Origin of the sequence: Pseudomonas sp. NFACC39-1 (assembly GCF_900110355.1) — a bacterium.
GTDB classification, from domain to species: domain Bacteria; phylum Pseudomonadota; class Gammaproteobacteria; order Pseudomonadales; family Pseudomonadaceae; genus Aquipseudomonas; species Aquipseudomonas tehranensis.
Genome location: NZ_FODL01000012.1, coordinates 17756 through 31396 on the forward strand (window position 1 = coordinate 17756; position 13641 = coordinate 31396).

Genomic DNA, 13641 nt, shown 5'->3' on the forward strand with positions numbered 1-13641 from the left:
TTAACGATGATGTCGACTGATACGCCGCTTTCGCGAGCAAGCCCGCTCCCACATTTGATTTTGGGTGATGGCAAAAATGCTTGTATGGACATGTCTATCGCCGACAGCCGGGGATTCATCCCGTCAGTGATGTCACCTCTTATGTTTCTGTTTGCCGCTCGCGCCCCTATAATGGCTGCCTTTTTCGCCCAATGATTTTGCGGAGCTGGTGATGGCCGAACGTAAGGCGTCTGTCGAGCGCGACACTCTGGAAACCCAGATCAAAGCCTCGATCAACCTGGATGGCACCGGAAAGGCCCGGTTTGATATCGGCGTGCCTTTTCTTGAGCACATGCTGGACCAGATCGCCCGCCACGGGCTGATCGACCTGGATATCGTCAGCAAGGGTGACCTGCACATCGACGACCACCACACGGTGGAAGACGTCGGTATCACCCTGGGGCAGGCTTTCACCAAAGCCATCGGCGACAAGAAAGGCATCCGTCGCTACGGCCACGCCTACGTGCCGCTCGATGAGGCGCTGTCGCGCGTGGTCATCGACTTCTCCGGTCGTCCGGGCCTGCAAATGCATGTGCCGTACACCCGTGCCACCGTTGGCGGCTTCGACGTGGACCTGTTCCAGGAATTTTTCCAGGGCTTCGTCAACCACGCCAATGTGACCCTGCACATCGACAACCTGCGTGGGCACAACACCCACCACCAGATCGAAACCGTGTTCAAGGCTTTCGGCCGCGCGCTGCGCATGGCCGTGGAGCTCGATGACCGCATGGCCGGGCAAATGCCCTCCACCAAGGGCGTTCTGTAATGCAGACGGTCGCGGTTATCGATTACGGCATGGGCAACCTGCACTCGGTGGCCAAGGCCCTCGAGCACGTGGGCGCCGGCAAGGTACTGATCACCAGCGATGCCGACGTGATTCGTGAAGCCGATCGGGTGGTTTTCCCCGGCGTCGGTGCGATTCGTGACTGCATGGCCGAGATCCGTCGCCTGGGCTTCGACTCGTTGGTGCATGAGGTCAGCCAGGACCGTCCGTTCCTCGGCATCTGCGTGGGCATGCAGGCCTTGCTTGAAAGCAGCGAGGAGAACGACGGCGTCGATTGCATCGCGATGTTTCCAGGCCAGGTGAAGTTTTTCGGCAAGGATCTGCACGAAGACGGCGAGCACCTGAAAGTCCCGCACATGGGCTGGAACGAGGTGAAGCAGACGGTGGATCACCCGCTGTGGCACAACATTCCGGACCTGGCGCGCTTCTACTTCGTGCACAGCTACTACATCGCGGCCGGTAATGCCCGGCAGGTGGTGGGCGGCGGTCACTATGGAGTCGACTTCGCCGCGGCCCTGGCCGACGGTTCGCGCTTCGCCGTGCAGTTCCACCCGGAGAAGAGCCATACCCATGGCCTGCAACTGTTGCAGAACTTCGCGGCGTGGGACGGTCGCTGGTAATGGCCCGCAAGAAACCGCCGATCCTCACCCTCACGCCCGAGCAGGAGAGTGAGGCGAACCGCAAGATCCAGCGGTTCATGGAGGATCGTTTCGAACTGGAGCTGGGTTCGTTCGAAGCCGCGGAAATTCTTGAGCTGTTTACCCGCGAAATTGCTCCGCACTATTACAACAGGGCGATTTTCGATGTGCAGGCGCACCTTAAAGAAAGGTTCGAGAGCATCGAAAGCGACTTGTGGGCGCTCGAGAAAAACTGATTTCCGAGCCAAGCTGAACATTCGAATTTGAAGGTTTGCCAGATGCTGATTATTCCCGCTATCGATCTCAAGGACGGCGCTTGCGTACGTCTGCGTCAGGGCCGGATGGAAGACTCCACGGTGTTCTCCGATGATCCGGTGAGCATGGCCGCCAAGTGGGTGGAGGGCGGCTGCCGTCGCCTGCATCTGGTCGACCTGAACGGTGCTTTCGAAGGGCAGCCGGTGAACGGTGAAGTGGTCACGGCCATTGCCAAGCGCTATCCGAATTTGCCGATCCAGATCGGCGGTGGCATCCGCTCGCTGGAAACCATCGAACACTACGTCAAGGCCGGCGTGAGCTATGTGATCATCGGCACCAAGGCGGTGAAAGACCCGGCGTTTGTCGCCGAGGCTTGCCGCGCCTTCCCGGGCAAGGTCATCGTTGGCCTGGATGCCAAGGACGGTTTCGTCGCCACTGACGGTTGGGCTGAAGTCAGCACCGTGCAGGTGATTGACCTGGCCAAGCGTTTCGAGGCCGACGGGGTGTCTGCCATCGTCTACACCGACATCGCCAAAGACGGCATGATGCAGGGCTGCAACGTTCCGTTCACCGCCGCCCTGGCTGCCGCCACGAAGATCCCGGTGATCGCCTCCGGCGGCATCCATAACCTGGGCGACATCAAGGCGCTGCTCGACGCCAAGGCGCCAGGCATCATCGGTGCGATCACCGGTCGCGCGATCTACGAAGGCACACTGGATGTTGCTGAGGCCCAGGCCTTCTGCGATTCCTACAAAGGCTGAGGACTCACCATGGCGCTGGCAAAACGCATCATTCCCTGTCTCGACGTGGACAACGGCCGGGTGGTCAAGGGCGTCAAGTTCGAGAACATCCGTGACGCCGGCGACCCGGTGGAAATCGCCCGTCGCTATGACGAGCAGGGCGCGGACGAGATTACCTTCCTCGACATCACGGCCAGCGTCGACGGCCGCGATACCACGCTGCATACCGTCGAGCGCATGGCTAGCCAGGTGTTCATCCCGCTGACCGTGGGCGGTGGCGTACGCACCGTGCAGGACATCCGCAACCTGCTCAACGCCGGTGCGGACAAAGTGTCGATCAACACCGCTGCGGTGTTCAACCCGGAATTCGTCGGCGAAGCGGCGCAGCGTTTTGGTTCGCAGTGCATTGTCGTGGCCATCGACGCCAAGAAAGTGTCCGGCCCGGGCGAAACCCCGCGCTGGGAAATCTTCACCCACGGCGGGCGCAAACCCACCGGCCTGGACGCCGTGGAATGGGCGAAGAAGATGGAAGGCCTGGGGGCCGGTGAGATCCTGCTGACCAGCATGGACCAGGACGGCATGAAAAACGGTTTTGACCTGGGCGTCACCCGCGCCATCAGCGATGCCTTGGGCATTCCGGTCATCGCCTCCGGCGGCGTCGGCAACCTGCAGCACCTGGCCGATGGCATCCTTGAGGGCCATGCCAGTGCGGTACTGGCGGCAAGCATTTTCCACTTCGGCGAATACACCGTGCCGGAAGCCAAGGCTTACATGGCGCAGCGCGGAATCGTCATTCGATAAGCTGGCACAGACGAGCCCCGATGCTCACCTCAGGGAGCGACGGGTTGCGTTTTGCGCCCCTGTTGCAGGGCTCAGTACGTCAACCCTCGGCTCGGATGCCTGTCCTGATTTGTCGTAGGCGATTGTGCAGAATTTCAGCGGCAGTTCTGCATCCGGAAACCAGAAATCCATGTAGGTGTGGCTAACATATTGCTCATCCTTTGAACAATCTGTGGTGTCCAGCGGGCCAAATTTGACTGCGTAGGTCCGGTACTCGTTACCGCGTGCCAGCTCCACACCGACTCCGCTGCTGATCGACAAATCAGGCTGCGCCGTTGGCGTGTCATCGAGGACTTCCACCGCAAGGGACAGTCCATTCTTGATGAGTCCGACCTGCGCTCCTTGAGCCGCGGAATCAACGCCAAGAATGCAAAGGAAATAGAAACCGGGCTGGGTGCCAATCTCGCTGTTGATAAATGCGTCGTTAGAACTTATCGCGTCGCTGTAGTAATGGCCACTTTCGCAGTCCTTCGCAGCGCGCACGGTCTTGTGGCGATAAAAAGCGGTGCTGATGGAGAAGTGGTAATCCCATGTCGGAATCTCCGTCGTCCCGTCATCCCGTTTTTTGAGCCTCTTGTACCTTGCCGGCTCGTTGGTATCAGCACTCACGGTAAACGCTGGATAAAGCGGGCAAGAGGAAGTTGCCTCATTGGCAATGTGGCCTTGCACAAAGCATCCGTTGAGAAAGATTGTCGGGTTCCCATAAACGTTTTTGGGAATGGCTTTATAGACATCCCCAACCCGCGTACAGGGTGCATGTTCGTCGCATGGAGCGAAACCGGCCGCCAGGTTGCCGGTGCCTATTACGCCTATTATCTCGTTGGAGTGACGATCAAGAATCGGCCCCCCTGAACTGCCGCCAGCTATATCCTGACAGCGCGTCATTACGTTGTTTCGCCACACCCATGGGCCTTCCACTATTTCCCGAGCAGGCTGCAAAGTGCAGGCAGCCATGCGCAATGTGGTTTTGTCGAAACCCAGTGGGGCACTCACGATCAGCACATCAGTCCCGTCGGCAGGCTTTTGTCGGGCCAGCTCCAGGGGCTGTATACCTTCCTCAATGAGTTTCTGAAGGCTGACGTCCAGTTCTATGATCGCCAGATCAACGCCTTGCATACTGCGCCATGCCACCTTTTTCAGCGCGTAGGTTTTGAATAATCCGGTGTCGGCGAAGTAATCGAACTGCATGACCCCGCTGACCGGTTTATCCGTCACGATGTTGCCGTTGCCTTTTTCGATACAGTGTCCTGAAGTGAGCACATAGGCGGGTGTTGGTTGGGGTACCGATGCATCCTGAGTGTCGAGGAGCGTCGCGGTACAAGAGCCGTCGATAAACAGGCGTCCGACGCCTCGCCAGTGGTTGTGTGATCCATCCGCATTTTCAAGGACCTTTGAGGCCGTAAAATTTTGCATGCCTTCGCCAAAGTCCTGGCTGTGGGCGATACCCTGCAAACTCAGCGAGCAGAACAGGCCGGTCAGCAGAAAGGAGATCGATTTCATCGAGTGATGCCTTTGGTTAGTTGAATGAAAACCGGCGTGGCCGGTGTTCTCCAATTAATCAGGTAGGGGCTGACGGTTGGCGGTAAATAGTTACCTCAACGGTGAGAGTGCTCTTTTATATTTTGAGTCGTTGAGCCGCCTGGGTAGCAAAGGGCTGTGGACATGCTCGCAGGCCCGAGGCACTCTTGGGCACGCCATGGATTCGGGTAGCCAGACATGTTCAGACGCATTCTTTTGGTTCTTGCCAGTGCCTCTTTATTGTTCGTCAACGGGGCACAAGCTCAAGATCGCCGTGATGTCGGCCTGGTGTTGCTGACGGAAAACTTCCCGCCCTACAACATGGCCAAGAATGGCAAAAACTTCGCTCAGAACGAGAACATCAATGGCATCGCCGTGGACATTGTCCGCGAGATATTCAAGCGTGCCGATATCAACTACAGCCTGACGCTGCGTTTCCCGTGGGAGCGAATTTATAAACTGGCCCTGGATAATCCCGGGTACGGCGTGTTTGTCACGGCGCGATTGCCCGAGCGTGAAAAACTCTTCAAATGGGTCGGCCCGATTGGCCCGGACGACTGGATCATGCTCGCCAAGGCCGATAGCAAGATTTCGCTGGACTCGTTGGAGCAGGCGCGTCAATACAGGATCGGGGCTTACAAGGGTGACGCGATTGCCGAGACCTTGGCCAAGCAAGGGCTGAACCCGATTGTCGTGTTGCGCGATCAGGACAACGCCAGGAAGCTGGTCAATGGTCAAATCGATCTGTGGGCCACCGGGGATCCGGCCGGGCGCTATCTGGCGCGTGAGGAAGGGGTGAGCGATCTCAAGACCGTGCTACGGTTCAACAGTGCCGAGTTGTACCTGGCGTTGAACAAAAACGTGCCCGACGACATGGTCGCCCGCCTTCAAGCGGCCCTGGATGAACTGCGCCAGGAAGGTGCGGTGGACACGATCATGGCGCGGTATCTCTGAAGACCACGGCGCCGCCATCGCGAGCAGGCTCGTACACAGGTATCGGGGGCGATCACAAATACTGCCTTCACCACGGATCATTGTGGGAGCGGGCTTGCTCGCGAAAGCGGTGGGTCAGCTTGCATCCATGTTGAATGTGCCGGCCCCTTCGCGAGCAAGCCCGCTCCCACAAGGTCGCTTGGGTGTTCATAGGCCCATTGTGAGAGATTGCTCGCGATGGCAGCAACACAGTCGCCGCTACCGATAAACCCCATCTTTCCCATGCCCGGCCATCGCCCGATTGCTGCGCAAGCTGATCATCGACTTGATGTCGATCCATTCGATGCCCTGGGCCTTGAGCCTGGGCAGTTCGCGTTCGAGCACTGCCAGGGTCTGCGGATAAGGATGGCCAATCATCACCGCCGAGCCCTGCTGGCGAGCCAGCTCTATGGCGACCTGAAGCTGATGGGCGATGGCTGCTTCGGTGCGCTCATCGTCCAGGAACACATCGCGCGACACACTGGCGAGGCCGATCTTCTGCGCCTCGGCGGCGGCGACTGTCTGGGCGCTGGTGCGGCTGTCGACAAAGAACTTGTGCCGTTGCTGCAAGTTCGCCATCAACCACGCCATGGCCCGCGGCTGGGACGTCATGCGGCTGCCCATGTGGTTATTGATCCCGCTGGTGAAGGGCACGGCGGCGAATGCGGCGTCGAGGCGTTTTTCCAGCTCCTCCAGGGGCAGTTCCGGATGCCAGGCGAACGGCCCGGTGGCCGGGTCCATGGGCATGTGCAGCATGACGACCTTGCCGGCGCGATGGGCTTCACGAGCCAGTTCGGCGGCATGGGGTGTGTCGGGCATGATTGCTGCGGTGACTGGGCCGGGCAGAGCCAGCACGCGGCGATCCCGGGGCAGGTTTTGCCCCAGGTCGTCGATGATCAGGCTCAGGTAGGCCTTGTGTGGTGCCGGAGGCTGTGTAGCGGGTGCGGCAAAGACAGCGCCCGCCAGACAGCACACCAGGCCCAGGATGAAGCGCAGGCCCATCTCAGCGGCCGGAGGTGATGTTCAGTCCTTTGAGCAGGCTCAGGGCCTGAGCCAACTGATAGTCGTCATCCTGCGGCATGGGCTTGGCCTTGGCGCCGGAACCGGTCGGTTTGTCGGCGCCGCCGTTGCCATTGCCCAAGTGACCCTGCAAGTCAGCTTCCTTGAAGTACTCGCTGTCCTGCTCGCTGGTGATCTTGGCCTTGCGCACCTCGATGTCCGGGACGATGCCCTGGGCCTGGATGGAGCGGCCGTTAGGGGTGTAGTACAGCGCAGTGGTGATCTTCAGGGCGCGGTCATTATTGAGCGGCAAGACGGTTTGCACCGAGCCCTTGCCGAAACTGGTGGTGCCCATGACGACACCGCGCTTCTGGTCCTGCAGGGCGCCGGCGACGATTTCCGATGCCGAAGCGCTGCCACCGTTGATCAGTACCACAAGCGGCACGGCTTCGCTCAGGTCGTTGCCGGTGGCCGAAAAGCGCAGTTCGGAATTGGCAATGCGGCCCTTGGTGTAGACGATCAGGCCCTTGGTGATGAAATGGTCCACCACCTCCACCGCCGATTGCAGCACGCCGCCGGGGTTGTTACGCAGGTCCAGGACCATGCCGTTGAGCTTCTTGCCGTTGTCCTTGCGCAGCTTGGCCAGGGCTTTGGCGACTTCTTCGCCGGTCTTGACTTGGAACTGGGTGATGCGGATGTAGCCGTAGCCCGATTCCAGCAACTGGCTCTTCACGCTTTTGACCTGGATGATCGCACGGGTCAGGGTCACGTCGAACGGCGTGCCGCCATCGCGCACCAGGGTCAGGGTAATCTTCTGGCCGATTTTGCCGCGCATCTTGTCCACGGCTTCGGTCATGCTCTGGCCGCGAGTCGGCTGGCCGTTGATCTTGACGATGAAGTCACCGGCCTGGATGCCGGCCTTGGAAGCAGGCGTGTCGTCGATGGGCGAAACCACTTTGACGAAGCCGTCTTCGCTGCCGACCTCGATGCCCAGCCCGCCGAACTCGCCGCTGGTGCTTTCCTGCAGCTCGGCGAAATCTTCCGGCCCCAGGTAGGCCGAGTGGGGATCAAGGTTGCTGAGCATGCCCTTGATGGCGTTCTCCAGCAGCAGCTTGTCGTCCACCGGTTCCACGTAGGCGGCCTTGATCCGGTCCATGACTTCAGCAAAGGTGCGCAGTTCGTCCAGCGGCAGCGGGGCCTTGGTGGTCGCGGCCGTAGCGGCTGTCGACGAGGGGGCCGGTTCAGCGGCGAACGCCAGGGGCGCACCGATCACAAGGGCGATCGTCAGGGCCAGCGAGGTGAGGCGGGACAAATGCAGCATGTCGAACGAACTCCTGAGTTGGATGGGCGCGCTTATCCTTGCGCACGACACCATTGGGTCGGGTCACTGGGGCGACCCTGCTGACGAATAGCGAAATACAGCGCTGGCGTATCCTGCCCGCCACTGTTACCAACCGTAGAGATGGACTCGCCGGCCTTGACTACATCGCCGGCCGCCTTGAGCAGCGTCTGGTTATGGCCATACAGGCTCAAATAGCCGTTACCGTGATCCAGGATCACCAGCAGGCCGGCGCCGCGCAGCCAGTCGGCGAACACCACGCGACCGCCATGCACGGCATGCACCTGGCTGCCGGCAGTGGCGCTGATCATCACGCCGTCCCACTTGGTGCGGGTATCGTCGCCGCGGGTTTGGCCGAAGCGTGCAAGCAATCGACCATTGACCGGCCATGGAAGTTTGCCCCGTGCCGAAGCAAAAGCGCCGCCGAAGGTTTCCCCGCCTGTCGAAACCAGTGGGCCGGGGCTTGATCGGGCAGGCTTGCGCGGTGCATCGCCGGCGTCGGCCTGGGCTTCACGCAAGCGCTTTTTTTCGGCTTCCTGCTGGGCGATCAGCGCCTTTTGGCGCGCTTCTTCCGCCTCTCGAGCCTGGCGTGCCAGGGTTTCTTCGATGGTCTTCAAGACTTTTGCCAGTTGAGCCTGGTCCTGCTCGCGAGCCTTGAGCTTGCTGTCGCGGGCCTTCACGTCCTCATTGAGCTTGGCCAGGGCGACCTGACGCTCCTTGCGAACCTTCTCGAGTTCTTCGCGCTGGGTGTCGAGGCTGCTTTTCTGCACCAGCAACTGGGCCTGCTGCAATTCAATCTCTTTTTCGACATTGGCCAGCTGGCGCAGGGTTTCGTTAAAGCTCTTGAGTTGCTCCAGGCGCGCCTGGCTCAGGTAATCGTAATACGTGAGCGTGCGGGCGAATTTTTCGGGGTTCTGCTGGTTGAGCAGCAGCTTGAGGTACTCCTGACGGCCGTTCTGGTAGGCCGCCCGGGCCTGGATGGCGATCAGCTTTTGCTGTTCAGTGCGCGCGCTCTGGAGTTTTTTTTTCTCCGTATCGAGCCGCTGCAACTCGGATTCACTTTTCTTGAGCTCTTGTTGCAGGGCGTCGACCTGCTTCTCCAGCTTGCCCATCTCGGTCTCGGTACCGCGCAGGTCTTTCTGCACGCCGGACTTTTCTTCCTGCAACTTGCCCAGCAGCTTTTTCAGCTCGGCAATGTCCTGACGCGTGGCGTCCAACTGCTGTTGGGTTTGTGCGCGCTCGTCAGCGAAGGCCGGTTGGAGCAGGCAGGTCAGAGCGAGGGCTATCAGAACGCGAAGCATAGAGGCGGGCGACACCAGGGAAAGGGACGGCCTAGTATGCCCGCCCCACGCTGCAAAAAAAACGCCCATTTGGGGCTGTGTGATAACTGGCCCAAAAAACACCTTGAACCCTGTGGGAGCGAGCCTGCTCGCGATGAGGCCATAACATCCAACATAGATGTTGACTGTAATACCGCTATCGCGAGCAGGCTCGCTCCCACATTGGTAAGTGTTGGGTCAGACCAGGATCGACGTCCCGGTCATCTCCACCGGCTTCTCCATCCCCAGCAACATCAGCATGGTCGGCGCCACGTCAGCCAGTACGCCGCCATCGCGGACCTTGAAGGCGCGCTTACCGACATAGATGAACGGCACCGGCTCGGTGGTGTGGGCGGTGTGGGCCTGGCCGGTGGACTCATCGGACATTTGCTCGACGTTCCCGTGGTCGGCGGTGATCAGCGCTTCACCGCCGACTTTTTCCAGCGCCTCGACGATGCGCCCGACGCAGGTGTCCAGGCATTCCACCGCTTTCACCGCAGCGTCGAACACACCGCTGTGGCCGACCATGTCGCCGTTGGCGTAGTTGACCACGATCACGTCGTAGCGCTGGTGCTCGATGGCATCGACGATGCGATCGGTGACCTCCGGTGCGCTCATCTCCGGTTGCAGGTCATAGGTGGCGACCTTCGGCGACGGGATCAGGATGCGTTCTTCGCCGGGGAACGGCTCTTCACGGCCGCCGGAGAAGAAGAACGTCACGTGGGCATACTTCTCGGTTTCAGCGATGCGCAGTTGGGTCTTGCCGTGCTTCGCCAGGTAGTCGCCCAGCACGTTTTCCAGGCTGCCGGCGGCGAAGGCCGACGGCGCGGGGATGCTGGCGGCGTATTGGGTCAGCATGACGAAACCGGCCAGTTTCGGCTGGCGGGCGCGTTCGAACTCCTTGAAATCGTCTTCGACAAACACGCGGGTCAGCTCGCGGGCACGGTCGGCGCGGAAGTTCATGAACACCACGGCATCGCCGTCCTCGACTTTGACCGGCTCGCCGATGGTGGTGGCCTTGACGAATTCGTCGCTTTCACCCCGCTCGTAGGCGGCTTGCAGGCCTTCCTGGGCGGTGGCGGCGTTGAACTCGGCGTTGCCGTCGACGATCAGGTTGTAGGCCTGGGCCACCCGGTCCCAGCGGTTATCGCGATCCATGGCGTAGTAACGGCCGACGATGCTGGCGATACGACCCTTGCCGAGGGCCTGGAAGGTGCTGTCGAGCAGTTCGATTGACGAAGTGGCGCTTTTGGGTGGCGTGTCGCGGCCATCGAGGAACGCGTGCAGGTAGATTTTTTCCGCGCCGCGCTTGGACGCCAGCTCGGCCATGGCGATCAGGTGGTCCTGGTGGCTGTGCACGCCACCATCGGACAGCAGGCCCATGAAGTGCACGGCTTTGCCAGCAGCCACGGCTTTATCCACAGCCGCGCAGATGGTCGGGTTTTCAAAGAACTCGCCGTCGCGGATCGCTTTGGTCACGCGGGTGAAGTCCTGATACACCACGCGGCCCGCGCCGAGGTTCATGTGGCCGACTTCGGAGTTGCCCATCTGTCCGTCGGGCAGGCCGACGTCCATGCCGCTGCCGGAGATCAGGCCGTTCGGCACGGTGGCCCACAGGCGGTCCAGCACGGGCTTCTTGGCCGCGTACACGGCATTGGATTCGTGGCTGTCACTGTGACCGAAGCCGTCGAGAATCATCAGGACCAAAGGTTTAGGCGTGGTAGTCATGGAATCCACTCGTGGCTGATTAAAAGAAGGCGATGGAAAAGGGACGGGCAGTTTAAAGGTAAGTTCCGGTGCCGTCACCGCCGGGCGGGGTTTGGCCGGCCTTGTGTGCTGTGTATACTGGCCGACATTTTAACGCCCTGGAACCTCCTTCGATGGTTGCTCACCTGATTGAATTTGCCACTAACCACTACCTTCTCGTCGGTATCTTCGTCGTACTGCTGGCATTGCTGGTTGCCCATACGATGCAGGGCGGCGGCCGCAGCCTGAGCACCGGCGAACTGACCGCGCTGGTCAACAAAGACTCCGGCGTAGTGGTAGACATCCGTCCGAGCAAGGATTTCGCCGCTGGTCACATTGTCGGCGCGGTGAATATTCCCCAGGACAAACTGATCGCCCGTATCGGTGAACTGGAAAAGCACAAGGCCAAGACGCTGATCCTGGTGGATGCCCAGGGCCAGCACGCAGGCACGCATGCCCGCGAACTGATGAAGTCCGGCTTTACCGCCGCCAAGCTGTCCGGTGGCGTTGCAAGCTGGAAAGCCGACAATCTGCCCCTGGTGAAGTGAGATGACCCACGTCGTTGTCTATTCCAGCGATTACTGCCCCTATTGCTCCCGAGCCAAGTTCCTGCTCAAGAACAAAGGTGTGGCTTTCGAAGAGATCAAGGTCGACGGCAAGCCGCAACTGCGCGCCGAAATGACTCAAAAGGCCGGACGTACCTCCGTGCCGCAGATCTGGATCGGCAGCACCCACGTGGGCGGTTGCGATGATCTGTTTGCCCTGGATCGCGCCGGCAAGCTCGATGCGATGCTCAAGGCCTGAATTCCCTACTAAGAACCTGAAAGTAAGAAGGATCTGCGATGACTGACCAACAGAACACAGCTGCCAGCGAAGAAGAAGCCGCACCGCAATTCTCCTTGCAGCGCATTTACGTGCGTGACCTGTCCTTCGAAGCCCCGAAAAGCCCGGCGATCTTTCGCCAGCAATGGGAGCCGAGCGTAGGCCTGGATCTGAACACCCGCCAGAAAGCCCTGGAAGATGACTTCCACGAAGTGGTGCTGACCCTGTCGGTAACCGTGAAGAACGGTGACGAAGTGGCGTTCATCGCCGAAGTGCAGCAAGCCGGGATCTTCCTGATCAAGAACCTGGATGCCGCTTCGATGAGCCACACCCTGGGTGCCTTCTGCCCCAACATCCTGTTCCCGTACGCCCGCGAAACCCTCGACAGCCTGGTGACCCGCGGTTCGTTCCCGGCCCTGATGCTGGCCCCGGTGAACTTCGATGCCCTGTACGCGCAAGAACTGCAGCGCATGCAGCAAGAAGGCGGCGCGACCGTTCAATAAGTCGACGCAAACCCTGTGGGGGCGGGCTTGCCCGCGAAAGCGGTGTGTCAGGCGACATTGATGTCAACTGACACGCCCTATTCGCGAGCAAGCCCGCTCCCACATTTGTTATGGGGTGTTATTGGAAACCGTTCTGCCGCCAGGCCTCGTAAACGGCCACGGCCACGGTGTTGGACAGGTTCAGGCTGCGACAGCCTTCGCGCATCGGCAGGCGCAGACGCTGGTCGGCTGGCAGGGCGTCCAGTACCTCCGCCGGCAGGCCACGGCTTTCCGGGCCGAACAGGAACGCATCGCCGGCGACGAAACTGGCGTCATGAAACGGCCGCGAGCCCTTGGTGGTGAACGCGAACAGTCGCGGATGCCCCAGGCTTTCCAGACAGCTGGCGAGGTCGGCGTGGCGCTGCAGGGTGGCATACTCGTGGTAGTCGAGACCGGCACGGCGCAGGCGCTTGTCGTCCATCTCGAAACCCAGTGGTTCGATCAAATGCAGGTGGCAGCCGCTGTTGGCGCACAGCCTGATGACGTTGCCGGTGTTCGGCGGAATTTCCGGTTGAAAAAGGATGACGTGAAACATGCACGGCTCCGCAGATAAAGATGAGCGGCATTCTACGCCGCAAACCGATCAGCGTTCGAAGCTATTACCTCGGGTGATGGGGTCTTTGGCGATCTTCGGTCTGATGGTCGGCTTGATGATCGGTCGCCTGACCACGCCCGAGCCGAGCATGCTGCAACAGGTCGAAGTGATCGACGGGACGCTGGTGGTCTGGTTCAACAACGAGCCCAAGCTGCACGGGGAAATCATCGACGGCTCGGTGGCGCTGTTGTTACAGGCACAAGGCCGCCCGCAGAAGGGCCAGCTCAAGCTCAACGGCAAGGACGTGAACTGGCGGGTGCGTTTGAGTGACAAGGGGTTGTTGCTGACGCTGGTGGCGGCGCGTCCGTTGCGGGGGGAATGGGCCGGCAGCGAGGTCGATGACCGCTGGCGGCTGGAGATCCGTCTCCAGGAGCAATAAAAGAGGGAATCCCCGGCCTGCCTGTACCAAGGTCCCCAAACGGGAGGGGCTTGCGTTAAACGCGCAGCCCCGGTGTAAAGAAGGGAAACCTTGACCTGCCTGTATCAAGGCCCC

The 13641-nt window shown here is 60.4% G+C and carries 16 protein-coding genes; 10 read left to right on the forward strand and 6 right to left on the reverse strand.

Features of this window, described 5'->3' with window-relative positions; all coding sequences use genetic code 11:
- Positions 1 to 211: 211 nt before the first annotated feature.
- The 5 genes from hisB to hisF are packed head-to-tail and all read left to right on the forward strand — an operon-like array spanning position 212 to position 3257.
- On the forward strand, positions 212 to 805 hold the full coding sequence (gene hisB, locus BMY45_RS21865; RefSeq protein ID WP_003186751.1) for an imidazoleglycerol-phosphate dehydratase HisB: 594 nt from the start codon (positions 212 to 214) through the stop codon (positions 803 to 805).
- The gene (hisH, locus tag BMY45_RS21870) at positions 805 to 1443 is read left to right on the forward strand and encodes an imidazole glycerol phosphate synthase subunit HisH (RefSeq protein ID WP_047226898.1); all 639 of its coding nucleotides are present in this window, start codon (positions 805 to 807) and stop codon (positions 1441 to 1443) included. The genes hisB and hisH overlap by 1 nt, the downstream gene beginning before the upstream one ends.
- A complete protein-coding gene (locus BMY45_RS21875) occupies positions 1443 to 1697 on the forward strand; it encodes a DUF2164 domain-containing protein (RefSeq protein WP_092401401.1) in 255 nt (84 codons plus the stop codon). The genes hisH and BMY45_RS21875 overlap by 1 nt, the downstream gene beginning before the upstream one ends.
- A 42-nt stretch (positions 1698 to 1739) precedes the next feature.
- Positions 1740 to 2477 (forward strand): 1-(5-phosphoribosyl)-5-[(5-phosphoribosylamino)methylideneamino]imidazole-4-carboxamide isomerase, encoded by a 738-nt coding sequence (hisA, locus tag BMY45_RS21880; protein ID WP_047226900.1) that lies wholly within the window; start codon positions 1740 to 1742, stop codon positions 2475 to 2477.
- Positions 2478 to 2486: 9 nt separating this feature from the next.
- Entirely contained in the window at positions 2487 to 3257 is a 771-nt protein-coding gene (gene hisF / locus BMY45_RS21885) for an imidazole glycerol phosphate synthase subunit HisF (RefSeq protein WP_047226901.1), read from the forward strand.
- A 24-nt stretch (positions 3258 to 3281) separates the two neighbouring features.
- Here hisF and BMY45_RS21890 read toward each other — a convergent pair whose 3' ends face one another.
- On the reverse strand, positions 3282 to 4796 hold the full coding sequence (locus BMY45_RS21890; RefSeq protein WP_092401404.1) for a trypsin-like serine peptidase: 1515 nt from the start codon (positions 4794 to 4796) through the stop codon (positions 3282 to 3284).
- A gap of 216 nt (positions 4797 to 5012) precedes the next feature.
- Between BMY45_RS21890 and BMY45_RS21895 the strand changes: the two genes are divergently transcribed.
- A complete protein-coding gene (locus BMY45_RS21895) occupies positions 5013 to 5768 on the forward strand; it encodes a substrate-binding periplasmic protein (protein WP_092401407.1) in 756 nt (251 codons plus the stop codon).
- A gap of 237 nt (positions 5769 to 6005) precedes the next feature.
- Here the strand turns inward: BMY45_RS21895 and BMY45_RS21900 are convergent, their stop codons facing one another.
- The 4 genes from BMY45_RS21900 to gpmI all read right to left on the reverse strand — a co-directional run bounded on the left by BMY45_RS21900 (position 6006) and on the right by gpmI (position 11171).
- The gene (locus tag BMY45_RS21900) at positions 6006 to 6788 is read right to left on the reverse strand and encodes a divergent polysaccharide deacetylase family protein (protein WP_092401410.1); all 783 of its coding nucleotides are present in this window, start codon (positions 6786 to 6788) and stop codon (positions 6006 to 6008) included.
- Position 6789: 1 nt separating this feature from the next.
- Positions 6790 to 8106, reverse strand: a complete 1317-nt coding sequence (locus BMY45_RS21905) for a S41 family peptidase (RefSeq protein WP_047226905.1) — start codon at positions 8104 to 8106, stop codon at positions 6790 to 6792.
- A gap of 32 nt (positions 8107 to 8138) precedes the next feature.
- The gene (locus tag BMY45_RS21910) at positions 8139 to 9425 is read right to left on the reverse strand and encodes a murein hydrolase activator EnvC family protein (protein ID WP_092401413.1); all 1287 of its coding nucleotides are present in this window, start codon (positions 9423 to 9425) and stop codon (positions 8139 to 8141) included.
- A 216-nt stretch (positions 9426 to 9641) separates the two neighbouring features.
- On the reverse strand, positions 9642 to 11171 hold the full coding sequence (gene gpmI, locus BMY45_RS21915; protein WP_092401416.1) for a 2,3-bisphosphoglycerate-independent phosphoglycerate mutase: 1530 nt from the start codon (positions 11169 to 11171) through the stop codon (positions 9642 to 9644).
- Positions 11172 to 11323: 152 nt separating this feature from the next.
- On the opposite strand from gpmI, the gene BMY45_RS21920 reads away from it, so the two are divergent.
- From BMY45_RS21920 to secB, 3 genes are read left to right on the forward strand one after another with little or no spacing between them, the layout of a single operon-like run.
- Positions 11324 to 11737 (forward strand): rhodanese-like domain-containing protein, encoded by a 414-nt coding sequence (locus tag BMY45_RS21920; protein WP_092401419.1) that lies wholly within the window; start codon positions 11324 to 11326, stop codon positions 11735 to 11737.
- Between the two features lies 1 nt (position 11738).
- Complete coding sequence (gene grxC / locus BMY45_RS21925; protein WP_047226909.1) at positions 11739 to 11993, forward strand: glutaredoxin 3; 255 nt, start codon at positions 11739 to 11741, stop codon at positions 11991 to 11993.
- A 38-nt stretch (positions 11994 to 12031) separates the two neighbouring features.
- Positions 12032 to 12514: a protein-export chaperone SecB gene (gene secB / locus BMY45_RS21930; protein WP_024618249.1), complete on the forward strand. Its 483-nt coding sequence runs from the start codon at positions 12032 to 12034 to the stop codon at positions 12512 to 12514.
- Positions 12515 to 12632: 118 nt separating this feature from the next.
- Here secB and trmL read toward each other — a convergent pair whose 3' ends face one another.
- On the reverse strand, positions 12633 to 13088 hold the full coding sequence (gene trmL, locus BMY45_RS21935) for a tRNA (uridine(34)/cytosine(34)/5-carboxymethylaminomethyluridine(34)-2'-O)-methyltransferase TrmL (protein ID WP_092401422.1): 456 nt from the start codon (positions 13086 to 13088) through the stop codon (positions 12633 to 12635).
- On the opposite strand from trmL, the gene BMY45_RS21940 reads away from it, so the two are divergent.
- On the forward strand, positions 13087 to 13527 hold the full coding sequence (locus BMY45_RS21940) for a hypothetical protein (protein ID WP_092401425.1): 441 nt from the start codon (positions 13087 to 13089) through the stop codon (positions 13525 to 13527). The two genes, trmL and BMY45_RS21940, sit on opposite strands and share 2 nt — an antisense overlap.
- Positions 13528 to 13641 lie beyond the last annotated feature (114 nt).